A 22,236-nucleotide genomic window follows, 5' to 3' on the forward strand; every position below is an offset into this window, starting at 1 on the left:
TGCTACCTGATCGTGCCGGTCAGACCGGCCTGCACAGGTCCAAGCCTGCGCGATCTGATGACCTTAATGCAATAAGTCTTGCGGAAGCCTTCCCTAAATCGTTCGAAAGCAATTCAATCATGAGTGATCAACTGCCTGCATCTGTACAACTCGCGGTCGACGTTCTGACGTGGCTGGCGCGAGATGATGAACGTCTTATGGCGTTTCTCGGCTTGAGTGGTGCATCCGTGGATGACTTACGTATCCGTGCCCAATATCCTGAATTTCTGGGCTTTCTGATTGATTTCCTCTTGCAAGATGAAGCGGCGCTGATCGCGTTTTGTGACGATATGGGCCACGACTATGAGACCCCAATGAGATTGCGCGCGGGTTTGCCCGGTGGACCGGGGCCGGAGTGGACCTGATGATCGATCCGATCGCACAGAGCCAGATTGACGATCTGAAACTGACACGCGGACGGCCCTTGCTTGCCGTCGATGCGGATGAAGTCCTCGTCTATTTTCTGCGTCATTTCCGCGACTACGCCGATCAGATCGGTTGGACGCTTAATCTGACGACCAAGCGCCTCGACTCGGCGCTCATCAAACGTGCGACGGGACGTGTCGCCGCGCGGGACGAAGCCTGGGCCATGCTGGAGACATTTTTTCGCGTGGAGACCTTGTCTCAACAGCCCATCGCTGCCGCGGCCGAAGTTCTTGAGAGGCTGTCAGCTGATGCACAGATCGTCGTCCTGACCAATATTCCACACTTCGCGCGGGAGGACCGGATCCGAAACCTCGGCGCGTTTGGGCATAATTGGCCGGTCATAACCAATTCTGGCGGAAAGGGGCGTGCGCTGGATCTGCTTTACCGGAAAGCCGCAGCACGGACGGTGTTCGTGGACGACAGCGCAACCCAACTGGACAGTGCCGCGAAACACGCGCCAGATGTTGGCCGCGTGCAACTGATCGGGTGCGATTGGGCGCGGCCCTATCTGCCCCGTTCCTCCGACGTACAGGCCTGCATCGGCGGATGGCGCGAAGCCGAAACGGCATTGCGCAAAGGTTTGGAAATCTAGGATATATCTGCAGCCAAGCTAAAATAACTGGTCCTTGCGGGGTGGCCCACGATCCGGCTCCACCCGCCACCACCCCTGATTAGGCGGGTGCATCAACCGGGCTGCACCATGACCTTCCTCACCAAGCCACTTGGCATAGCTTTCGGGCTCAATCACCAATGGCAGTCTGGCGTGGATGTGCTTTAGATCGTCTGATGCAGCACAGGTGACAATGGCGCAGCTTTGCAATGTAGTCCCGTCTGGACCGGTCCACTGCTGCCAAATTCCTGCAAAGGCACCACCGGAGGCTTCAGCTGGTTCGAGCCAATGCACCCGTTTTGCGCGGGGTCCCAGGACCTGCCATTCGTAGAAGCCCGACATCGGGATCAGGCATCTGCGTGCGCGGCATGCGGCACGAAAGGCAGGCTTTTCGGCAATGGTTTCGGACCGGGCATTGATCAACAGCGGTCCGCCGTCGACACGCTCATACCAATCTGGCAGAAACCCCCATCGCATTGGCACGACATGGCGGTCGCCCGCTTCGCTGATCACTGTTCCAACTGGCATGGTCGGGCGAATATCGTCATTGTCGACGAGAATCGCCTCAGCCTCTCGTCGGGGTACGCGAAATTCGCGGACCGCCTCGGTCAATGTGGGGTGGAGCGCAAAGCGACCACACATCAGAGTGCCCGCAACTCCGCCTTAAAGCGCCGGAAATTTTCCTGATAGTGCAATGCGGAGGCCGCGAGCATCTTTTCCCCCGCGGCATCAATCTGCCGAACGACCTTGCCCGGACTGCCCATGACAAGGGAATTGTCGGGAATGACCTTACCCTCGGTGATCAGGGCATTGGCACCGATCAGGCAGTTCTTCCCGATCACTGCCCCGTTCAAGACGGTCGCTCCCATCCCGATCAGAGAGTTCTCGCCAATCGTGCATCCGTGCAGCATTGCGCGATGTCCGATTGTGCATCCGGCGCCAATCATCATCGGGAAACCCATATCGGTGTGAAGAACGCAGTTTTCCTGAATATTGGTGCCCGCACCGACGTCAATCAGCTCGTTGTCGCCACGCAAGGTTGCACTGAACCACACCCCAACGGCCGAGCCGAGGCGCACCTTGCCGATGATGTTGGCGTCTGGTGCAACCCAAAAATCGTCATCTTGCGGGGTCTGGGGAACGTGATCTCCCAATGCATAGAGTGTCATCGGCTCAGCTCCTTGAAAGTTCCTTGATCTCGCCAGACATCTGTCGCGCCCGCTGTGCGATATCAGGTCGCCGATCACGGCGCAGGCGCTCCCCCATCAGGACCGAGCGCAGCTGATCATAGCATGCGTCGAGATCGTCATTGATCAGGATATAGTCATATTCGGCCCAATGTCGCATCTCACGCCGTGCGCCATCCATGCGCCGCTTGATGACGTCTTCTGCATCCTGGGCGCGCGCGCGCAAGCGACGCTCCAACTCTTCGATAGAGGGGGGCAAAATGAAAATAGAAATGGCCTCCCGCCCCATCTCCGAGTTGCGGATCTGCTGTCCACCTTGCCAATCCACATCGAACAATACGTCCTTGCCTTCGATCATGGCATCGCGGACAGGTTCGAGGGGCGATCCGTAGTAGTTATCAAAAACCTCTGCATGTTCGAGCATCTTGCCCTCGGCAATCAAACGCTCGAACTGTTCGCGGGATCGGAAGTGATATTCGCGCCCGTCAACTTCGCCCTCGCGCGGGGCGCGTGTCGTGGCAGAAACCGAGAAGCTGACATCGTCGAAATCGGCCAGCAACCTGCGCGAAAGTGTTGATTTGCCGGCACCTGACGGTGAAGACAGGATCACCAGCAAACCGCGTCGCGAGGGTTGTGTCATGGGCTACTCCACATTCTGAACCTGCTCCCGCATCTGATCTATCACGACCTTCATGGCAAGGGCGATCCTCGTCAGGTCCGTGTCCTGTGACTTGGACGCCAACGTGTTGGCTTCCCGATTGAATTCCTGCATCAGGAAATCGAATTTACGCCCAACGGGCTGCTTTTCAGACAGAAGTGCGCGCGCGGCGATGACGTGGGCCGCAAGGCGATCAAGCTCCTCCGTGACATCCGCTTTCACAGCGAGGATTGCGATTTCCTGCTCCAATCGTCCCTCATCAGGCGGAGATTGCAGCAGATCGGCGACGCGCTGACGGAGCCCGTCCGCCATGCGTTCGGCACGCGCGATCGCGATCTCTGCTGCTTCGCTCACCAAGTCTGAGAGTTGAGTGAGGCTGTCACCCAACATACGGGCCAACTCGACGCCCTCCGCCGCGCGCGCCTCAGCAAGTGCCGAGATCAATGTTGGGATCTGTCCGCCCGCCTCATCGATCCACTTGAAGTCAGGCTTCTTGCGATCTCCGCTTAGCGACAACGTCAGTACGTCTGCCGCCGTGCTGGGCAAAAGGGTCAAACCTTGCTCCAACGCTTCAGCCTCCACGCGAGCCAGCTCATTTAGAATATGTGAGGTCGCTGACGGGCCTGTCCCCGCCGTGTCGAGAACCGTATATCGCAGGCCAACACTGACACTGCCCCGATGGATCGTCCCTTTCATGGCCGCGCGCAAGAGCGGGTCGAGCCGGTCCGCACCTTCTGGAAGACGGATTCGCAAATCAAGGTTGCGAGCGTTGACGCTTCGCACTTCCCACGCCCACCCCATGCCGGGCAGCTCACCAGACATCCGAGCGAAACCAGTCATTGATTGCATGCGCGTTCCTCCTGCGAGCGTGGCGCATGTTAACCAAAAAACCAATCAATACAGGTAAAAGTCGACTTAAATCGGTAAGGTCTGCGTTGAACACCTGTGAACGTGCGGCTTTGGACAAAGGGCACCCGGTTGCAGTATGGTTAAGGAGTATCCGTTGTGTTTGGAGAAATTTGGATGGAGGCCGAAAGTGGCGAGCGCCGGGACCGGATCGCAAGCACTCTTGCGGCCTATTGGGAACGGCTGCGTGGAGAGCGTGTCGCGCCGCGGCGGTCAGAGCTTGATCCATCCCAGTTCACCTCCGCATTGGAGCATATGTTTATCCTCGAAGACGTGGCCCACGGCCCGGTACGGTTTCGTCTGACCGGAAGCGCGGTTGCGCGGACCATGGGAATGGAACTGCGCAGCATGCCGATGCGCGCCATTTTCGCACCAGAAGACACGTCGCGGCTTGATGACATTCTACGCGATGCGCTCGACCATCCGGCGAGCATCGACTTGGTTGTAGAAGGCGCGATTGGTCAGGGAACACTGATCCTGCGTCCGCTGACCGATGATTTTGGCAGCTTTACCCGGCTTCTCGGCTGCATCGTGTTTGATACAGACGGACCCATGCGAAGCGGAAACCTGCGCATCAAATCTGTCCGCTTCCAACCACTCACGGAAAACAAGCGCGCAAGCGCGGCCATGGGGTTGTCTGAGGATCAGGCGCCCTTCACCCCTGCGCCCCACCTTCGTGTTGTCAAAACGAGCGGAACTGGCGGCGGCAATTCGGAACGCAAACCGCCCGCCCTACGGATCGTTAGAACAGACGACTGATCCGCGATCAGGTCGGCTAAACGTTGACCCAATCGCCTTCCCGTATGCCTTGCAGCGACAGAAGGGCTGTCAGATCAGAGTTTTCCAGGCTGCAATTCGCCCCGGCTTTAAGCGCGGGTTTCGCCTTATAGGCAACGCCAAGCCCGGCGATCTCGACCATGGCCAGGTCGTTGGCTCCATCGCCAACTGCGATCACCGCATCCGGGCCGAACCCACCTTCATCGCAGAGTTCCAGCAGCGTTTCACGTTTGGCTTCCCGACCCAGAATCGGCAGGCCAACCTTGCCCGTCAGGTGATCGCTATCGTCAAACAGCAAGGTGTTCGCGCGGTTCAGAGCAAATCCAGCGCGTGCCGCCACACGAGAGGTAAAGAACGTGAACCCGCCGGAAACCAGGGCTGTCATCGCCCCTCGTCCCGCCATGGTGCGCACCAGAACCTCCGCACCGGGGTTCAGCGCTATCCGCTCAGCATAACACTGCTCAAGCGCGGCCTGCGGCAGCCCGGTCAGCAATCCGACCCGTTCGTGGATCGCCTCCTCAAAGTCGAGTTCACCCTGCATCGCCCGCTCCGTGATATCAGCGACGCGATCTTTAACCCCTGCAAAGTCCGCAAGCTCGTCAATGCACTCCACCGGAATCATGGTGCTGTCCATGTCGGCTATCAATAGACGCTTCGCGCGCCCGGCGAGGGACACGATGTTCAGGTCGTGCCCTTCGGGTCGAGGTGGCAAGACGCCGTCCGCAACATGCCATTCCGCACACATCTGCTCCAATGCAACCGGTACTGCGCCCAGCGCGGCAGTAATCCCAGCAACGGCACGATCAGAAATGCCAACGGCGGCGGTCAGGACAAGTGCGTGGGTGGCGGACATGTGAAGGCCCCTCTTAGCTCACAAAAAACCCGGCCCGCGATCTGCGTGGGCCGGGCAAATTCAGTCTCAAACACCGCGCTCAGACGGCGGCGCGTTGTGCCAGCGGTGCACGCTCCAGCTCCTCAGCGACGAGGAAAGCAAGCTCAAGGGCCTGGCTGGCATTCAGACGCGGATCGCAGGCTGTGTGATAGCGATCGGACAGATCCTCGTCAGAAACCGCGCGGACACCGCCGGTGCATTCGGTCACGTCCTGACCGGTCATCTCGAAATGCACGCCGCCTGCATAGGTGCCTTCAGCCTTGTGGATGGCAAAGAACTCCTGCACCTCTTGCAGCACACGCTCGAACGGACGGGTCTTGTAGCCAGACTCCGATTTGATCGTGTTGCCGTGCATCGGATCGCACGACCAGACGACCTTGCGTCCCTCACGCTCGACCGCACGGATGAGACCGGGCAGATGCTCACCGACTTTACCAGCACCAAAGCGTGCAATCAGCGTCAGGCGGCCTGCCTCGTTCTCGGGGTTCAGGCGATCGATCAGATCAATCAGTTCATCGGGCTCAAGGCTCGGCCCACATTTCAGACCAATCGGGTTCATGACGCCACGACAGAACTCGATATGTGCCCCGTCCGGCTGCCGTGTCCGATCACCGATCCAGATCATGTGGCCGGAGCCGGCAACGACGTTGCCAGAGGTCGAGTCCACGCGGGCCAGCGCCTCTTCATACTCAAGGAGCAATGCCTCATGGCTGGTGTAGAAGTCTACACGGCCCATTGCGTCCGTGTTGCCCGAATTGATCCCTGCCGCTTCCATGAAGGACAGCGACTCGGAAATCCGGTTTGCCATATCGCGGTATTTCGTGGAGGCCGCCGCGTCAGCGAACCCCAGCGTCCATTCGTGCACCCGGTGCATATCCGCGAAACCACCCTGGCTGAATGCGCGCAGCAGGTTCAGCGTCGCTGCCGACTGGGTGTAGGCTTGCAGCATCCGATCCGGGTTCGGGATCCGGGCCTCGGGCGTGAAAGCGATGTCGTTGATGATATCACCACGGTAGCTGGGAAGCTCCACGCCATTCACTGTCTCGGTGCCCGAGGAACGCGGCTTGGCAAACTGCCCGGCCATACGCGACACTTTCACAACCGGCAGCTTGGCACCAAAAGTCAGTACCATCGCCATCTGCAAAAGCACGCGGTAGGTGTCGCGGATATTGTCGGCGGAGAACTCGTTGAAGGCCTCGGCGCAATCGCCGCCCTGCAAGAGAAACGCTCTACCTTCGGCTACCTCTGCGAGCTTTGCGCGGAGCGCGCGGGCCTCGCCTGCAAAAACCAGCGGCGGATAGGAGGCGAGGCGACCCTCCACCTCGGCCAGAGCCTCGGCGTTCACGTAATCAGGCATCTGGATGCGCGGCTTTGCGCGCCATCCGGCTTTCGTCCAGGTCGGGGACATCTCGCGTCACTCCTAAAGGGTTACTTCAACTTCGGAGCGCTTGCATAACATGGGGATTCGGGCGCTGACCAGACGGCAATGCACCTGTTTCGCGCCGAATGTGTCACCAAGTGCGCGGTCAGCGTAATTTCATGAGCGATTCTGAGATTTTGTGGCGTTCCGGGCACTTCACCGCTGCTGTGCGGTGCAGCAAAAAACAGAAAAAATCGATCCTGATCAATTCAGACTTCCGGGCGTCGTTTTCTGACGCTTGACGCCCCCCTGCGATTGCGACGAACTGGCATTGCGATTTCTACAGAAGGGGCCGCGCGCATGGCCAGCAATCCGCTTCAGCCTGAGACGTTTGTCTTCCTGCTGACCAAAAATTTCTCGCTGCTGTCTTTTGCCTGCGCAATCGAGCCGCTGCGGCTTGCCAACTGGACGACTGGCCAGGAACTGTATCGCTGGAAACTATGCGCGGAAGGTGGCGAATACGCCGAGTGCTCGAATGGGCAGCGCAACCTTGTCGACATGGGCTTCGAAGAGATCTCGCGCGATGAGACACTTCTGGTCTGCTCTGGCGTCGATGTGAAGGATGCGACGACGCGTCCCCTGCTCCAGTTCTTGCGCCGCGAGGCCCGGAAGGGTGTCACGATTGGCGGTCTTTGCAACGCAACCTACATCATGGCGCGGGCTGGTCTGCTGGACGACAAGCGGTGTACCATCCATTGGGACAATCGCGACAGCTTCGTAGAAGAGTTTCCCGAAATTGATCTGAGCCAGGCGATCTATACGATTGATGGCAACCGGTATTCCTCGGCTGGGGGGTCAGCCTCTGCTGACCTCATGCTCAAGTTGATCGCGGATCGGCATGGGCAGGAGCTTGCCAATCAGGTCGCAGATCAGATGATCTACACGACCGTACGCACGGATCGCGAAGAGCAGCGCCTGTCCATTCCAACGCGGATCGGCGTGCGTCACCCTCGGCTGTCCAATGTGATCCAGCGCATGGAAGAGAACATTGAGGAGCCGATTAGCCCCTCACAGCTGGCGAGTGACGTGGGGATGAGCACAAGGCAGCTTGAGCGGCTTTTCCGCCGCTACCTCAACCGCTCTCCCAAGCGCTATTACATGGAGTTGCGCTTACAGAAAGCGCGTAATCTGCTGCTTCAGACAGATATGACCGTGATTAACGTCGCTTTGGCCTGCGGGTTCACATCACCGTCCCACTTCTCAAAATGCTATCGCGCTCACTTCGAGACGACACCTTATAAGGAGCGTGGCGCGCAATCGCGGGAGTAACCCATGTCAAAGCTGATCGTGATGACCGATCTGCACGTCACAACTGGCGCGCCAATTATCGGTATCGATCCCTTGGCGCGGGTCGAAGAGGCGCTGAGGCACGCGGGCAGTCACCACCCTGATGCCGCAGGCCTGGTGGTGACCGGGGATCTGGTCCACTCGGCTGATCAGACGGAATATGACCGCCTCGCACCGGTCCTTGCGACTGCCCCGTGGCCCGTCTGGGTCATACCGGGCAATCATGATCGCCGCGCGCCGCTGCGCAGAAGTTTTCCGAATGCGCCCAGAGATGCGGCGGGATTTATGCAAGCGGTCGTCGATCTGCCGGACGCACGGCTCATCCTGCTTGACACACTGGATGAAACGGATGGAGCGGGCCATTCGGGTTTCATTTGCTCAGCACGAATGGAATGGCTGAGCGATCAACTGGCCCAAGCCGATACACGACCGACCTTGGTTTTCTTGCACCACCCCCCATTTCGCACGGGTTTCGATGGCATGGACGCAATCGGGCTGCGAAATGCCAAAGAGCTCCGGGCAGTCTTGCATGCAGGAGGCGTCGCACATGTCTTTTCCGGTCACATTCACCGAACGATCACGGCCAGCGTTGATGGGCTGTCCTTGAGTGTGTTCAAGAGCCCCTGTCACCAGATGCCGATGCTGCTTGGCGAACCGGGTCATGGCCATTCCATCGCGGAGCCAGGGGCCTACGGGATCGTTTGCGTGAATTCAGACGGTATCGTTGTCTTTACAGAAGACTTCAGCCTGCCGCCCAGCACAAACGGTCAACATTGAGAGTTCGACGGATGGTATTTCTTGTTTTCCATCACCTAATTCAAAATATCACTTGCCGCAGTCAGCGCCACACCCTACGTGCTCAGTCGTAGAGTTATCCACACGACCCCTCCGACCTCTCGCAGTTCGCACGGTTATCGGTTGATCGCGCTGCAAGAACCCGCCGCACGTCGCAGCGGGCAATTTAGGAGAAAACGGATGGCTACTGGCACCGTAAAATGGTTCAATTCCACAAAAGGCTACGGCTTCATCGCACCTGATGAGGGCGGCAAGGACGTGTTCGTCCATATTTCCGCTGTTGAGCGTGCGGGTCTTACCGGTCTGCAGGACAATCAAAAGATTTCCTACGAGCTTGAGTCCGGTCGTGACGGCAAGCAGTCTGCCGGATCGCTTTCGGTCGAGTAATTGACCCAATCGCGGTTTGCGGTTTTTGAGATTTCGGACGGCGGCGCGAGTTCCTTGCGCCGCCGTTTTTATGCCAGGTCGAGATCAGACGGCTCGTAGACATGCCGACCATCCTCGGACGGTAGGGCGCGCTTCAACGCCCAGAATTTGCGAACCTCCGGCATGCCCAGATGCGAATTGTCGGCCAAAAAATCCCGAGTGTACTGATTGAACTGATTGTGGTCGGCGATCCGCGATTCAAATTGCGGGGCGCGGGCCTCAACCTGCAGTCGTTCATACTCGATGACGGCATCGGCCAGCGTCTTGCCGGCATTGTCCTTCATCCATGCCATGAATGCCGTGTTGAACTTGAAGCTATCGCCACAGCGCGATTTGAAATACCGCCGGACGTTCTGCGAATTTCGGTAGCTATCGGTGATGACGGTTTCGTCTGATAGCGTGGCGCCATGCCAATCAAAATCACTTCTTGCTTTGCGACGCGCAGCCTTGAGCCGCTCTCCGGTATCGAGAAAATGAGCAATCCTGTCGAGCAACTCAAACTTTCCGCCTGCTGTCGCGAGAGACAGTGCGCGGGCGTGCAACACCAGCTCTTCCTTCAACCAATACCAGCGCTTTAGCTCCGCACCAGACGTAATCGTGGCAATCTCGGGTCGTTTTTCGGTCATGGCGTAACCATGGCGCCCTAAATCGCCACGTAAAGCGGAAAAACCACATTTGAGGAAACCTGGTCGGAGCGGCGAGATTCGAACTCACGACCCCCTGTACCCAAAACAGGTGCGCTACCAGACTGCGCCACGCTCCGACCTGACGCGCTGATAGCGCAGCCTTCACCGGTTGAAAAGGGTCAATCGCACGCCCAGACCGCATCCGGCCCATTAAAGGCGGGATGACGGATTTCAGCACCTGGCTCAAAGCGCAACATCGCTGACAAACCGCCATTGATTTCGAGCACGGCAACGATGTCGTCTGTCTCCGACGGGATGGGGGTTTCATCCAGCGGAACCGCGTTTTCGTGAATATCGCGCACTTCACCCGTTTCCGAAATGAACAGCATGTCCAAGGGGATGAGCGTATTACGCATCCAGAAACTGCGCCGACGCGGACCGTCTTGGTAAAGGAACAGCATCCCGGAAAACTGGGGAATCGACTCGACAAACATCAGTCCGCGCGACCGTTCCTCAAAATCATCCGCGATCTCGACAGCGAAACTTGCCACAACGCCATTCTGGCGAATGTCGACCCGATCAACACTGCATGATTGTGCCAAAGCAGCCACAGGACCAATGAGCGAAACCGCAAGAGCGGCCACAAATGTCTTAATCAATGATCGTTTCCCACGTGCGAATATACAGCACCATCCGACCGCGCGGGCCGTCACCAATATGGACCGCGATCCCCTCATTCGGGACAAGGTCGTGAATGCCGCTCTTGCGCAGTGTTTCCATGTGCACGAAGACATCTTCGGCATCGCCGAATAGGTTCACAAACCCGAACCCCTTCACGCGGTCGAACCATTTCACGCGGGCGGCGACATATTCGACTTCGTGGTGAGTAGGCACTTCTACGAGTGCGTCGATATCGCCAATCTCAATTTCGTCGGTCTGATCGGAGTGCAAAACCTCTCGCGCCTGTCGACCGCGATCCGTTTCCTCAACCTCAACCGTAATCGCAACACCTTCGGCAAGATCACGCAGTCCGGCAGCCTTAAGCACGCTGGCGTGGATCATCACATCACCAGCGCCGTCTTCGGCAACCATAAACCCAAATCCCCGCGTGGTGTCGTACCACTTGACCATTCCGGTAACCATAATACTCAACCACTTCTTCTACTGCGCTGATCGGGGCGCCGCGCGTGGAGTTCTCTTGCCTCGCGGCATAGTTCTCGAGTCCGTGCTTTCGCTACAGACCGCTTCACGTTAGTTGGGAGGAGGCAGATGTGTCAACCCGACGCAGGCAGGGCTAACCGGACGAAAGAGGCGACATGGCGTATGATTTCAAGCGGTTCCGGCCCATTGCAGTCCTTTTTGTGGCGCTTGCTGCGGGCTGCGCGACGGCTGTACCGGAACGCCTGATGCCCGATGCGGACGGCATCGTCCGCTCTTTCCTTGCACCAGCAACCCGCCTGCCCCTGTCGGAGTCCGCGGCTGATGCGGCAGAGATTGCACAGATTGCGACGGCGACCACCCGTGTCGAACTTGACGAGCGGCGGTCAACCGAAAGGGTTCGCTTGGATCAGCTGGCCTATTTCTTCCGCTCCCCAGAGGGACGCGCCTATTTGCTGGCGGCTGAGCCCAAAGCCCTTGTCAGGGCCAGCCCAGCGGCGAGTTGTCCGGTGCAGGTATCAGCGCAAGGTGTCGAGGCATCGAGCGAGGTTGAAGTGATCGCCGACGCGCTTCGCTTCTGCCATGATGATTTAGCTAGAATGGGCGAAGACGATTGCAGCTGTGAGGTGCTGGCGCACGGCCCCATCCTGCGCGCGCCATTGGCGTCATTCGAGTACGCCATCGACCTGCCAGCCAGAATTTTTCAGGACGGGCAACTCGACCCCGTCCGGTACCTCGCGCGCGAAGCACTGGAGCCCGACGGGGCACGCCATCTTCGCGTCGAAGCGAACGGAACAGAAGCTGTCGAAATCACGTGGCCCGAGGGCGACTCCAGCCTGACAGTGTCCGCGCAGTTCGCGGACGGCACAATCGCAACGGGCACGCGTCAGCCAGTGGGCTTTGATCGCGGAAGGTTGGTGCAGAGCTTTACCCTGACGCGCACCGACGGCGTGCGTGTCAGGGTGATATTGGCACCTTAGCGGCGCTTAGGGATTCAAACGGGTGACAGACCATTCACCCTCTGGTGTTTCCCGTGTCCAACGAAAGCGGTCGTGAAGCCTGAAATCCCCATCTGCCCAGAACTCGATCTCGGTGGGGCGAATGCGGAACCCGCCCCAGAACGGCGGGCGTGATGGATTGAGGCCCTTTTCGAGCCCAAGCTTCGCTGCCTGTGCAATCAATGTGCCGCGGCTGTCGAGCGGGCGCGACTGCTCCGAGGCCCATGCGCCAATCCGGCTCTGCAACGCGCGGGAATTGTAGTAGGCATCTGCCTGAGGGCCGTCTTCCTTCTCAACATGCCCGCGGACACGGATCTGGCGATGCAGGCTCTTCCAATGGATCACGAAGGCCGCCTTGCCGGAGGCCAGGATCTCCTGCCCTTTCACGCCGTTATAGTTGGTGTAGAAAACAAAGGCGTCTGCCTCGACTTCCTTGAGCAGGACCATCCTAACATTTGGCATCCCCTGCCCGTCCACCGAAGCAATCGCGATGGCATTAGGATCGTTGATCTCTGACTTCTCGGCCTCGGCCATCCAATCCCGGAATAGCGCGAACGGGTCATCACCGGCGAAAATACCGGTTCTACCGCCTTTATCTTCCATGGTTTTCCCTCAACCGAAGCGGCCAGCTCTTGCAAATGCCAGACCTGACAATTTCTTGAATAAGCTCGATACGTGACGTAAAGCGGGGCAACCGCAAGAACAAGAGTGGAGCAGACGTAATGGCTGGACTTATGGCAGGAAAGCGCGGCTTGATCATGGGCCTCGCAAATGACAAGTCGATTGCCTGGGGTGCTGCCCAAGCCTTGCATGAGCAGGGCGCGGAAATGTGCTTCACCTATCAGGGTGAAGCGCTCGGCAAGCGGGTGAAGCCCTTGGCTGCACAGGTCGGCTCAGATTTCACGATGCCGTGCGATGTTACCGACACCGACAGTCTGGACGCGGTTTTCACTGCAATCGAAGAACGCTGGGGCAAGTTGGACTTCGTCCTTCACGCGATCGGCTTCTCCGACAAAAACGAGTTGCGTGGTCGCTACGTCGACACAAGCGCCGAGAACTTCCGCATGACCATGGACATCTCGATCTACTCGTTCACAGCCGTGATGCAGCGTGCTGAAAAGATTATGCCCGAAGGCTCATCCGCGCTGACCATGACCTATTACGGCGCCGAGAAGGTCATGCCGCACTACAACGTCATGGGCGTCGCCAAGGCGGGGCTTGAAGCCTCGGTAAAGTATATGGCGATGGATCTCGGCCCAAAGAACATTCGGGTGAATGCGTTGTCCGCAGGACCGATCAAGACATTGGCAGCCTCTGGAATTGGCGATTTCCGCTATATCCTGAAATGGAACGAGCTGAACTCCCCCCTCCGTCGGAATGTCACCACGACAGACGTTGGAAAGTCCGCGATGTATCTGTTGAGCGATCTTTCCAGCGGCGTGACGGGTGAGAACCACCATGTTGACGCGGGATATCATGTCGTTGGAATGAAGGCCGAAGATGCGCCTGACATTGACGTTGTGACCGGACGCAAATGACGTGAGCACCGCCGCCTTTCTGGCTGTGGCGCTCCTTCACCTGATGGCGGCCATCAGCCCGGGACCAGCTGTGCTGATGTCTGCACGGACAGGTGTGATCCATGGCTTTCGCGCAGGGTTGGCGCTGGCCATCGGAATTGGTTTGGGCGGAGTGATCTGGGCGGCCGCCGCGCTATTTGGCCTCGCCTTATTGTTCGAGATCGCTCCGAACTTGCTCATCGCTCTGAAAATTCTGGGGGGCCTGTGGCTACTACGGATGGGTGTGAAGATGTGGCGAAGCGCAGACGCGCCGCTGGATCTGGATGCTGGGACGGCTTGCGCCCCTCGCTTTTTTCAAGCAATGCGAACTGGTCTTTGGGTTCAACTCGCCAACCCAAAACCCGCTATCATGTTTAGCGCCATCTTTGTCGGAACCGTGCCGCAAGGGGCCAGCTGGGTGGTCTTCGCAATGCTTCTGACAGTGGTTTTTCTGAATGAGACACTCTGGAATGCGTTCGTCGCACGCGTTTTCGCCCTTCCGCTTGCGCGCCGAAGCTATATGACAGTGAGAACCGCAATCGACCGAGCCTTCGGTGGCATTCTGTGCGCCCTTGGCATCAAGATTGCCTCAACCTGAACAGCCGCGAGGTTCCGCCATGGCCGCCGACCGCCTTCCACACGAAAAAGGCTTCCACATTTCCTGGGATCAAATTCATCGCGACAGCCGCGCATTGGCGTGGCGTTTGGAGAATGATGGCCCCGGCGCAGGCGGCAAATGGAAGGCCGTTGTCGCCATCACCCGTGGCGGCATGGCGCCTGCGATGATCGTCGCACGCGAGTTGGACATCCGCACGGTCGATACGATCAGCGTAAAAAGCTACTCGCATCAGGATCAGGGTGAGGCGCAAGTGCTCAAATCCCCCGATCCGGAGTTGATGGGCGACGGTGAAGGCATCCTCATCGTCGATGACCTCGTTGACAGCGGCAAGACGCTCGAACTCGTCAGAGAACTCTTTCCCAAAGCCCATTTTGCAACTGTCTACGCAAAGCCAAAAGGCGAGCCGATGGTCGATACATTCATCACCGGGGTAAGCCAGGACACTTGGATCTTCTTCCCTTGGGACATGGCGCTGCAATATGTCGAGCCCTATCGGGGGACCGATTGATGCTCAGCTCCCTCATCGCGATGTTGAAGGGCGATGCAGAGCCTGCAACGCTTGCCGAGGAAGATTGCCGCCTCGCCCTGACGGCCATGATGGTGCGCGTGGCGCGCGCCGATGACCAGTATGACCAGTCAGAGAAGGACGCGATCGATGCCGTGCTCACCGATCGCTACGGATTGGATGCGACCGCCGCTGCGGAATTGCGCGCGAGCGGAGAAAGCGTAGAGGCGGAAGCATCCGACAATGTGCGGTTTACCAAGGTGATCAAGGACGCGGTGCCCTATGAGGAACGTAGCGCGGTGGCGGAAGCTCTTTGGTATGTCGCCCTGGCAGATGACAAGCGCACAGAAGACGAAAACGCCTTCCTGAGACTGGTTGTCAGCCTAATCGGCGTGAACGACCGCGACAGTGGTTTTGCCCGGCAACGGGCCGAAGCGCGCAGGACAAACTGACGCAGCGTTCAACGCGTCAGTGCCCTCACGTCACACTGGCGCCTCCAATTGCAGTGGTCTTACCTCCCTTTAGTCTGCGGGGAGGTAATTATGTTGCGCAAATCACTGGGTTCACTTTTCATATCAGTCGCGGCCATCGCCGCTCCTGCTATGGCCGACGAGGTCGTACGCATCGGGCTCCTTACGTCGCATGACAGCGAAGTTCGGCCACTATCCATCTCGTTCAACGACGGTCTTGCGGACTATCTGACGCTCGTGAACGTGCGCGACGGTGGCATCGATGGAACGCCGGTCGAACTCATCACATGTGAGACGCAATACACGCAGGAAGGCCATATGGCCTGCTATCAGCAGCTTGCAGCCGCCGGTATAGACATCGCAATACCAACTGGAACAGTCGGGGCCTACGCGTTGAACCAGATGGCGTTTCAGGTGGGCGTGCCCGTTCTGAATGGTGGTCTTGGACAGACTGCCGTTGCGGACGGTCGTGTCTTTCCCAACTCTTTCGCCTTCCCTGGCAACTACTATCAAGCCGCCTCCGCAATGGTCGAACATTTCGAGGCTGAGCTTCAGGATCTAAACGGCAAGCGCATCGCCTACGTTTATCACGACAGCCTTTATGGGGAGGAAGCCATACCACTCCTACAGGCGATCGCGGCATCCAAGGGCTTCGCACTCGACCTCTACCCCGTCGCACCTCCGGGAGATGATCAGGCAGCAATCTGGACACAGATCGCGCAAAGCGGCGCTGATCGTGCAATCCTCTGGACTGTCGGTCGCATGACCGCAACCAGCATCGGAACGGCAGCGGCAGTTGGCTATCCCAGAGAGCAAATGATGGGCAACTGGTGGACGACGCTAGAAATGATGATGCGACGCCTCGGTCCAGCGGCCGACGGAATGCGAGCCATGTCGCTCACCGGTGTTGGGCATGATGTCGCGGTCTATAACGATTTGAACGAAATGGTTTATTTCGCGGGCCTCGGCCACGGCACGATGAACAATATCGGTGATATCGACTATAACCGTGGATTGATGACGGGCCTTTATCTGGTAGAGGCCGCGCGCAACGGTCTCTCAATCTCCGGCGACGGACTGACAGCTGCGGATATGCGCGAAGGCCTGGAGGCGCTGAACTTCACCAGCGACGACAGTCAGCGCCTCGGCTTTGGGGATTTGGCGCCACCACTGGCAATGACCTGCTCCAATCACTCCGGCTTCGGTCTGTTGCAGGTCATCGAATATGATTCCAGCTTTCGGCGCTGGACCAATTACGGTGACTATGTCTCTGCCGACAGCGCAATCGTATCCGCTGCCGTCAGCCAGGCCGCGTCCGGTTTTGCGGACGCGCTTTCGATCACACCGCGCGATTGCCCGGCCGGCTCTTAGAACACAGTATTCCAAATAGAAAAGGGCGCAGTCTAAGCTGCGCCCTTTTCCGTTCGTTTGTGACTGTGTGCTTACGGCCGATCCGCGAGCATCGCACCGGTCACGTAACGCGTACCACCGTCGTTAATCCGGAATGTCCCTGCCGTCTGTGTCGCATCCGGTCCATAGAACGCGCCCGAGAAGGTGTTCGCCGTCGCAACATTGACCACGTTTGCCGCCGTGAGGGTCTGCAAGTTCGGACTAACGACCGCCGGGTTCGCCAGTCCTGTTAGATTTGCCGTCCAGGTCTGACCGCTGACATTACCGGTGAAGGTCATGTTCTCAAGCTGTCTGTTACCCGCGCCAATTTCGTCGATATTTGACAACAAACCAGTCAGCGGTGTGCCGGCGACGTTGAAGTCGAAGCGGATATTCACGTCACCTAGTGCGGTAAATGACGTTTCACCGACATTCTCACTCTCAAATTGCACAATCGCGCTATCCGTACCCGTATATGTCAGAGAGACATTCGCGGCATCGATGGCATTCATTGTCGTAGTGTCGGTGAACGAACCCGCCCGGAAACCGCCCATCAGCCTGACTGTCGCGCCATCTGGATCTAGGATCCAGAGACCTACAATCGCAGATTGCGTGCTCCCCGTTGTCGCCGTGGCTTGGTTGCCAATCGAGTAAAGATCCAGGTTGTCGCCTGCAAGCGTTGTGCGCACTTGGTTTGCAGCCGCCGCTGTGGCCGCCGCGAGCGTCACTGCCGGGAAAATTCGAGTATTTACACGCACTTCGAAGCGATCATCCGTTCCAGTCGTACGGAAGCCGAAAACGCGCCGGTCGCCCGAATTCACTGCAACATCATTGCCTGCATCGGCCACGCGGATCGATTGTCCATCGCCACCGCTGTCGATGTACTGACCGGATGTGGCCTGGATTTGCGCCAGTGTCTGGTTCGTCGAAGGCGTCGGGCCGTAACTCACCGTTGTCGACGTCGAGCTGCTGGCGCCCCCTCCCCCGCCGCCACCGCATCCGGCAAGCAGGCTGATGCAAGTCAAGGTGACCCCTAGCGGTACGAGCTTCATGAAAGATATCCTCGAAATAGCGCATTGAGCCGTGCCTGATCGGCGCCAACTCAGAATTTCTTCAATCATACTTAACTGCCGATGAATTGCTATCCCGCCAGCGGTTGAAAATGTCTTGGATCGTACCAGTCTCAGGTGCACAACGCCCCGGAGAGGACGCCTATTTTATGAGCAATACAATTCAACGCGCAGAGCAGCTGAGTTATGAAGAAATCGCCGTCATTGGGGCTGGTGCCTGGGGCACTGCGCTCGCGGCGGTGGCCAGACGGGCAGGATGTTCTGTTCGCCTGTTTTCGAGGGATGCCGCCACCGCAGAGGCCATCGTCAATGGCAGGCAAAATCCGCGGTACTTGCCCGGCATTACTCTACCCGAGGGGCTCATGGCGACGACCTCGCTAGAACAGGCGCTGGACGGGGCTGAGGCGGTACTGATCGTGACCCCTTCTGGAACGATCCGAACGGTTTCCCGTGACGTCGCTCAATTTGCACCAGAGGGCGCACCGCTCTTTGCCTGTGCCAAGGGGATCGAGGCACAAACCGGCCTGCTTATGACAGGGATTATTGCCGAAGAAGCGCCAAACCGGGTTCTTGGATGCGTATCTGGCCCGACTTTTGCTACGGAAACGGCAGCCCAGCAGCCAACCGCCGTGACAATTGCATGTACGTCATCCTCTGCTGGCCCCGTTCCGCCGCACAAATTGGCTGCCGCACGCATGGCTGCCAGCCTGACCACTGACAGTTTCAGACCCTATGTCTCGGACGATCTGATCGGCGTGGAAATCGGTGGTGCCGTCAAGAACGTGATTGCGATTGCCTGCGGGATCCTCGACGGCGCTCAATTCGGTGAAAACGCGCGCGCCGCCCTGATCACCAGGGGTCTTAACGAAATCAAGGAACTTGCAGTTGTACTGGGCGGTCGGCGCGAGACGGTGACCGGGCTTTCAGGCATTGGTGACTTGATGCTGACCTGCTCGTCCACCAAGTCGCGCAACTTCTCCTATGGCCGTCAAAGGGGACAGGGAATTTCGGAAGCAGACGTTTTCGATGGCAAGCCCGTCGTCGTTGAAGGACGAGAGAACGCGATAACCATCACCGATCTCGCGCGCCGTTATCGGCTTCACATGCCGATCTGCGAAATGGTGCGTGCAATTGTTGAGGGCCAGCAACCTATTGGGGAGGCTTTTGCGGCGTTCTGGGCCGCACCGATCGAAGCCGAGCCACGCGCGATGCAGATTTCGATTACTCATCCGGCTGAAACGGCCGCACAGGAAAAATTTGAGGAATTGCTTCCATGACAACTCCATTACCTGCAAAGGCATTCACGCTTGCGACGGATTTGGATGGCACTTTTTTGGGCGGTACCACAGAGGATCGGCAGGCCCTCTATGATTGGATTGAACGCCATCGGGAAAGCGTGCGGCTGGTCTTTGTGTCTGGCCGCGATCCGATGTTCATAACCGACCTTTGCGAAAGCGGCTCTGTCCCTTGGCCGGAATTTGTCATCGGAGATGTCGGAACAACCATCGCACAGGTTGCCAATGCGCCAGAGGGCGGGAAACGGATCGAAACCATTCCCGCATTGGAACACCAAATCGCGCATATCTGGGACAATCGTGGGGAGCCGGTGCGCAAGGCACTTGCCAATGCGAAAGGGCTAAGCCTGCAACTGACCCCCTTCCGATATCGGGTGAGCTATGATTTCGATCCGGAAAGCTATGACGGCCAAGCCGAGAAAATCGTTGCAGATATGGGGCTGGACGTCCTCATTTCGGACAACCGCTTCTTTGACGTGCTACCGCCTGGGGTCAGCAAGGGCCCCTCGTTGCTTCGTTTCCTGAAACATATGGGTATTGCACATGACAGTGTTTTGGTGGCCGGCGATACGCTCAATGACTTGAGCATGTTCCAGACCGGGCTACAGGGCGCCGTCGTCGGAGGATCGGAACCCGAACTGTTAAGCGCCACCGCTGATCTACCGAACTCCCGGCACTGCACGGCAATCGGAGCGGCGGGAATTGCCGAGGCGATCAGCGCCTTCAACCTTCATCCCCAAGCATCCGAGGCACAGGCATGAAATCAGATCTCGTCATCGTCTATCATCGCCAACCTTATGAAGAGGTGGAGATCGACGGCAAAATCGAATTGCGCGAAAATTCAAGCCCGAATGGAATTGTCCCGACCTTGAAAAGCTTCTTTGGTCGCGTGGATCACGCCAGTTGGGTTGCATGGAAATATGCCGACGATCCGGCCAACCCTGATTTCGACCGCGTCATCGACATCAACGACAGCTATGGAAGTTACTCGGTCTCGCGCCTTCCGCTCACAAAGGAACAGGTGTCGAGCTTTTACCACGTCTCCTCAAAGGAGGCGTTCTGGCCAATCCTTCACGGCTTCAAGGAGCGCTACAACTACGATCCCGTCGACTGGCCCACATTCCGGCAAGTGAATTGGGCATTCGCCGAAGCCGCCGCCGCACAGGCGACGGATGATGCCGTAATCTGGGTCCACGACTACAACCTTTGGCTTGTCCCGGCCTATCTTCGCCAGCTCAAACCGAATGCCCGGATCGCGTTTTTCCATCACACGCCATTCCCAAACCCGGACCTTTTCAACGTGCTGCCGTGGCGTGAGGAAATCATCAAGAGCTTGCTGCAAGCCGATGCGGTTGGGTTCCACATCCCAAGATACTCCAACAATTTCAAGGCTGTCGCGCGGTCTCTCACATCCTCGAAAACAATTGATGAGACTGTGACCTCCGACGAAATGAGCCCGCGCGGCATGGCCTTGTCAGAGCGTATGACGGTGCGTGCCATCCAGCATCACGACCACAAGGTCATTGTCGATACCTCTCCAGTGGGCGTCGATACCGACTACATCGCCGAATGTGTGGCCGCTCCGCAAGTCGACGAAAAGGTTGATGAGATCCGCGCCGATCTCGGCGACTGCAAGCTCATCGTTTCGGTCTCTCGTACAGATTACACCAAGGGGAACATTGAACAGCTGGAGGCCTTCGAGCGCCTTTTGTCGAACCGTCCCGATTTGCACGGCAAAGTGCGTCTCATGCACGTCTCTGTCGGTGCCAACCGCAATATGACCGCATATGAAGAAATACAGCAGCGGATCGAAGAACTAACAGGGCGCATCAACGGGACCTATGGATCTTTCGAATGGCAACCCGTTGCCCTCATCTCCACCGCAATTCCTTTTGCTGAGCTGGTTGCTTATTACCGGGCCGCAGATGTCGCGTGGATTACGCCCCTGGCCGACGGTCTAAACCTCGTGGCCAGTGAATTCTGTGCAGCACGCTCTGATAACGAAGGTGTGTTGGTGCTTTCTGAATTTGCGGGCACAGCAGTGTTGCTAGACGGCGCAATTCCGGTCAATCCTTTCAGCCACGCGAGTATGGATAGCGGGATCGAACAGGCGCTTTCCATGGATCCTATAGAAGCAAGAGATCGAATGCAGCGACTACGAAATAGAGTCGCCAGATTCGATATCAACGCATGGGTCAAATCACAGGTCGAGCTGTTCGACAGACTACGTCAAAGGTAATCCATGTTTCGCACCATCGCCCTCTCAGCGACGCTTCTTGCAAGCCCACTCTTTGCGCATGAGTTCTGGATCGAAGGCGGCGACCACACGGTGGCGGTGGGCGAAACGATCACAGGTGATATCAGAGTTGGCAGCGAGTTGAGTGGCACGCGCCAACCCTACCGGCCAGATCGCTTTCGCCGTTTCGAGTACTACCAAAACGGCGTGAGCCAAGAGGTCGGCGGGCGTTTGGGCGACCTGCCAGCTTTGTCCTTGGACGGCGCATCACCAGGACTTGTCTCGATCATTCACCACAGCGGTCAGTCGATTTTGACGTATCGCGACGAGACATTGCTGGAGAGGTATCTCGCAACAGAAGGTCTCGACCACCTTATGGCCCGCCACCTTGAACGAGGATTGCCACTGACGGGCTTTATGGAAAGCTATTCACGTCAAGCCAAGGCGCTCTACGCCGTAGGTGACGGGGAAGGTTCAGACCAATTTACCGGCATGCCATTTGAAATGGTTGCACTGGACAATCCGTACACGTTAGAGGGACCCGTGCGCGTCAGGCTCCTGCTTGACGGCAGGCCATACCCAGATGCACCAGTGAATTTGTTTCATCGGGTTGATGGGGAAGGCGTGCAGGTTCGTCTGCGCACCAACGCGGAAGGTGTCTTCACCGTAGATCACACCGAACCGGGAACAGTATTGCTGAACTCCGTCTACCTTTTCGAAACGGATGCGCGCAGCCTTTCCCAACCTGTATGGGAAAGCTATTGGGCGTCGTTGATTTGGCGTCGTGATTGAGTTTTGTGGTGACGGCAAGTATGGGCGCTTGCGCGCACTCATGTTCTTGCAATGCTTTTGATTTGGTTGCGGGGGTAGGATTTGAACCTACGACCTTCA

Annotated in this window: 27 protein-coding genes and 1 tRNA gene; 16 read left to right on the forward strand and 12 right to left on the reverse strand. The window is 57.9% G+C overall.

Features of this window, described 5'->3' with window-relative positions:
- Positions 1-119 precede the first annotated feature (119 nt).
- Positions 120-404 (forward strand): DUF3572 domain-containing protein, encoded by a 285-nt coding sequence (locus tag POI8812_RS10300; RefSeq protein ID WP_108782448.1) that lies wholly within the window; start codon positions 120-122, stop codon positions 402-404.
- Complete coding sequence (locus tag POI8812_RS10305) at positions 404-1,057, forward strand: HAD family hydrolase (RefSeq protein WP_108782449.1); 654 nt, start codon at positions 404-406, stop codon at positions 1,055-1,057. Before POI8812_RS10300 ends, POI8812_RS10305 begins: the two co-directional genes overlap by 1 nt.
- 18 nt (positions 1,058-1,075) lie before the next feature.
- Here POI8812_RS10305 and POI8812_RS10310 read toward each other — a convergent pair whose 3' ends face one another.
- The 4 genes from POI8812_RS10310 to POI8812_RS10325 are packed head-to-tail and all read right to left on the reverse strand — an operon-like array spanning position 1,076 to position 3,769.
- Positions 1,076-1,717, reverse strand: coding sequence for an SOS response-associated peptidase (locus POI8812_RS10310; RefSeq protein ID WP_108782450.1), 642 nt, complete (start codon positions 1,715-1,717; stop codon positions 1,076-1,078).
- Positions 1,717-2,244: a gamma carbonic anhydrase family protein gene (locus POI8812_RS10315; RefSeq protein ID WP_108782451.1), complete on the reverse strand. Its 528-nt coding sequence runs from the start codon at positions 2,242-2,244 to the stop codon at positions 1,717-1,719. Before POI8812_RS10315 ends, POI8812_RS10310 begins: the two co-directional genes overlap by 1 nt.
- Positions 2,245-2,248: 4 nt before the next feature.
- Positions 2,249-2,902 (reverse strand): guanylate kinase, encoded by a 654-nt coding sequence (gene gmk, locus POI8812_RS10320; protein WP_108782452.1) that lies wholly within the window; start codon positions 2,900-2,902, stop codon positions 2,249-2,251.
- A gap of 3 nt (positions 2,903-2,905) precedes the next feature.
- Positions 2,906-3,769 carry a YicC/YloC family endoribonuclease gene (locus tag POI8812_RS10325; protein ID WP_245895343.1) on the reverse strand — a complete coding sequence of 288 codons (864 nt, stop codon included), beginning with the start codon at positions 3,767-3,769 and terminating at the stop codon, positions 2,906-2,908.
- 156 nt (positions 3,770-3,925) lie between these two features.
- Between POI8812_RS10325 and POI8812_RS10330 the strand changes: the two genes are divergently transcribed.
- Complete coding sequence (locus tag POI8812_RS10330) at positions 3,926-4,585, forward strand: PAS domain-containing protein (RefSeq protein WP_146186153.1); 660 nt, start codon at positions 3,926-3,928, stop codon at positions 4,583-4,585.
- A 16-nt stretch (positions 4,586-4,601) separates the two neighbouring features.
- Here POI8812_RS10330 and serB read toward each other — a convergent pair whose 3' ends face one another.
- Both serB and POI8812_RS10340 read right to left on the reverse strand, forming a co-directional pair.
- On the reverse strand, positions 4,602-5,456 hold the full coding sequence (gene serB, locus POI8812_RS10335) for a phosphoserine phosphatase SerB (RefSeq protein ID WP_108782454.1): 855 nt from the start codon (positions 5,454-5,456) through the stop codon (positions 4,602-4,604).
- Positions 5,457-5,535: 79 nt separating this feature from the next.
- Entirely contained in the window at positions 5,536-6,903 is a 1,368-nt protein-coding gene (locus POI8812_RS10340; RefSeq protein WP_108782455.1) for a class II 3-deoxy-7-phosphoheptulonate synthase, read from the reverse strand.
- 312 nt (positions 6,904-7,215) lie between these two features.
- Here POI8812_RS10340 and POI8812_RS10345 point away from each other — a divergent pair, with 312 nt between their 5' ends.
- The 3 genes from POI8812_RS10345 (at position 7,216) to POI8812_RS10355 (ending at position 9,384) form a co-directional block, all read left to right on the forward strand.
- The gene (locus POI8812_RS10345; RefSeq protein WP_108782456.1) at positions 7,216-8,184 is read left to right on the forward strand and encodes a GlxA family transcriptional regulator; all 969 of its coding nucleotides are present in this window, start codon (positions 7,216-7,218) and stop codon (positions 8,182-8,184) included.
- Positions 8,185-8,187: 3 nt separating this feature from the next.
- Positions 8,188-8,979, forward strand: coding sequence for a phosphodiesterase (locus tag POI8812_RS10350; protein ID WP_108782457.1), 792 nt, complete (start codon positions 8,188-8,190; stop codon positions 8,977-8,979).
- Between the two features lie 198 nt (positions 8,980-9,177).
- A complete protein-coding gene (locus POI8812_RS10355; protein WP_108782458.1) occupies positions 9,178-9,384 on the forward strand; it encodes a cold-shock protein in 207 nt (68 codons plus the stop codon).
- Positions 9,385-9,452: 68 nt separating this feature from the next.
- Here POI8812_RS10355 and POI8812_RS10360 read toward each other — a convergent pair whose 3' ends face one another.
- The 4 genes from POI8812_RS10360 to POI8812_RS10375 all read right to left on the reverse strand — a co-directional run bounded on the left by POI8812_RS10360 (position 9,453) and on the right by POI8812_RS10375 (position 11,192).
- Entirely contained in the window at positions 9,453-10,049 is a 597-nt protein-coding gene (locus POI8812_RS10360) for a DUF6434 domain-containing protein (protein ID WP_108782459.1), read from the reverse strand.
- A 60-nt stretch (positions 10,050-10,109) separates the two neighbouring features.
- Positions 10,110-10,186: transfer RNA gene (locus POI8812_RS10365), tRNA-Pro, on the reverse strand.
- A gap of 42 nt (positions 10,187-10,228) precedes the next feature.
- Positions 10,229-10,708, reverse strand: coding sequence for a DUF192 domain-containing protein (locus POI8812_RS10370; protein WP_245895345.1), 480 nt, complete (start codon positions 10,706-10,708; stop codon positions 10,229-10,231).
- A complete protein-coding gene (locus POI8812_RS10375) occupies positions 10,701-11,192 on the reverse strand; it encodes a cold-shock protein (protein WP_108782461.1) in 492 nt (163 codons plus the stop codon). The genes POI8812_RS10370 and POI8812_RS10375 overlap by 8 nt, the downstream gene beginning before the upstream one ends.
- Before the next feature lie 173 nt (positions 11,193-11,365).
- On the opposite strand from POI8812_RS10375, the gene POI8812_RS10380 reads away from it, so the two are divergent.
- On the forward strand, positions 11,366-12,187 hold the full coding sequence (locus POI8812_RS10380) for a hypothetical protein (RefSeq protein ID WP_108782462.1): 822 nt from the start codon (positions 11,366-11,368) through the stop codon (positions 12,185-12,187).
- Between the two features lie 6 nt (positions 12,188-12,193).
- Here POI8812_RS10380 and pdxH read toward each other — a convergent pair whose 3' ends face one another.
- Positions 12,194-12,808: a pyridoxamine 5'-phosphate oxidase gene (pdxH, locus tag POI8812_RS10385; protein ID WP_108782463.1), complete on the reverse strand. Its 615-nt coding sequence runs from the start codon at positions 12,806-12,808 to the stop codon at positions 12,194-12,196.
- Between the two features lie 119 nt (positions 12,809-12,927).
- Between pdxH and fabI the strand changes: the two genes are divergently transcribed.
- From fabI to POI8812_RS10410, 5 genes are all read left to right on the forward strand, one after another.
- On the forward strand, positions 12,928-13,743 hold the full coding sequence (gene fabI, locus POI8812_RS10390; protein ID WP_108782464.1) for an enoyl-ACP reductase FabI: 816 nt from the start codon (positions 12,928-12,930) through the stop codon (positions 13,741-13,743).
- A gap of 1 nt (position 13,744) precedes the next feature.
- Positions 13,745-14,359 (forward strand): LysE family translocator, encoded by a 615-nt coding sequence (locus tag POI8812_RS10395; RefSeq protein ID WP_108782465.1) that lies wholly within the window; start codon positions 13,745-13,747, stop codon positions 14,357-14,359.
- Between the two features lie 19 nt (positions 14,360-14,378).
- Positions 14,379-14,888: a xanthine phosphoribosyltransferase gene (gene gpt / locus POI8812_RS10400; RefSeq protein WP_108782466.1), complete on the forward strand. Its 510-nt coding sequence runs from the start codon at positions 14,379-14,381 to the stop codon at positions 14,886-14,888.
- Positions 14,888-15,337 carry a tellurite resistance TerB family protein gene (locus tag POI8812_RS10405; protein ID WP_108782467.1) on the forward strand — a complete coding sequence of 150 codons (450 nt, stop codon included), beginning with the start codon at positions 14,888-14,890 and terminating at the stop codon, positions 15,335-15,337. The genes gpt and POI8812_RS10405 overlap by 1 nt, the downstream gene beginning before the upstream one ends.
- Positions 15,338-15,427: 90 nt before the next feature.
- On the forward strand, positions 15,428-16,726 hold the full coding sequence (locus tag POI8812_RS10410) for an ABC transporter substrate-binding protein (protein WP_108782468.1): 1,299 nt from the start codon (positions 15,428-15,430) through the stop codon (positions 16,724-16,726).
- Positions 16,727-16,797: 71 nt separating this feature from the next.
- Here the strand turns inward: POI8812_RS10410 and POI8812_RS10415 are convergent, their stop codons facing one another.
- The gene (locus tag POI8812_RS10415) at positions 16,798-17,796 is read right to left on the reverse strand and encodes a transferrin-binding protein-like solute binding protein (protein WP_108782469.1); all 999 of its coding nucleotides are present in this window, start codon (positions 17,794-17,796) and stop codon (positions 16,798-16,800) included.
- A gap of 167 nt (positions 17,797-17,963) precedes the next feature.
- Here POI8812_RS10415 and POI8812_RS10420 point away from each other — a divergent pair, with 167 nt between their 5' ends.
- Genes POI8812_RS10420 through POI8812_RS10435 form a run of 4 tightly spaced genes read left to right on the forward strand, consistent with a single transcriptional unit; the run spans position 17,964 to position 22,137 of the window.
- Positions 17,964-19,091 (forward strand): NAD(P)H-dependent glycerol-3-phosphate dehydrogenase, encoded by a 1,128-nt coding sequence (locus POI8812_RS10420; protein ID WP_108782470.1) that lies wholly within the window; start codon positions 17,964-17,966, stop codon positions 19,089-19,091.
- Positions 19,088-19,870, forward strand: a complete 783-nt coding sequence (locus tag POI8812_RS10425) for an HAD-IIB family hydrolase (protein ID WP_108782471.1) — start codon at positions 19,088-19,090, stop codon at positions 19,868-19,870. Before POI8812_RS10420 ends, POI8812_RS10425 begins: the two co-directional genes overlap by 4 nt.
- The gene (gene ggpS, locus POI8812_RS10430) at positions 19,867-21,348 is read left to right on the forward strand and encodes a glucosylglycerol-phosphate synthase (protein WP_108782472.1); all 1,482 of its coding nucleotides are present in this window, start codon (positions 19,867-19,869) and stop codon (positions 21,346-21,348) included. The genes POI8812_RS10425 and ggpS overlap by 4 nt, the downstream gene beginning before the upstream one ends.
- A gap of 3 nt (positions 21,349-21,351) precedes the next feature.
- Positions 21,352-22,137, forward strand: coding sequence for a DUF4198 domain-containing protein (locus POI8812_RS10435; RefSeq protein ID WP_108782473.1), 786 nt, complete (start codon positions 21,352-21,354; stop codon positions 22,135-22,137).
- Positions 22,138-22,236 lie beyond the last annotated feature (99 nt).

The organism is Pontivivens insulae, assembly GCF_900302495.1.
GTDB lineage: Bacteria > Pseudomonadota > Alphaproteobacteria > Rhodobacterales > Rhodobacteraceae > Pontivivens > Pontivivens insulae.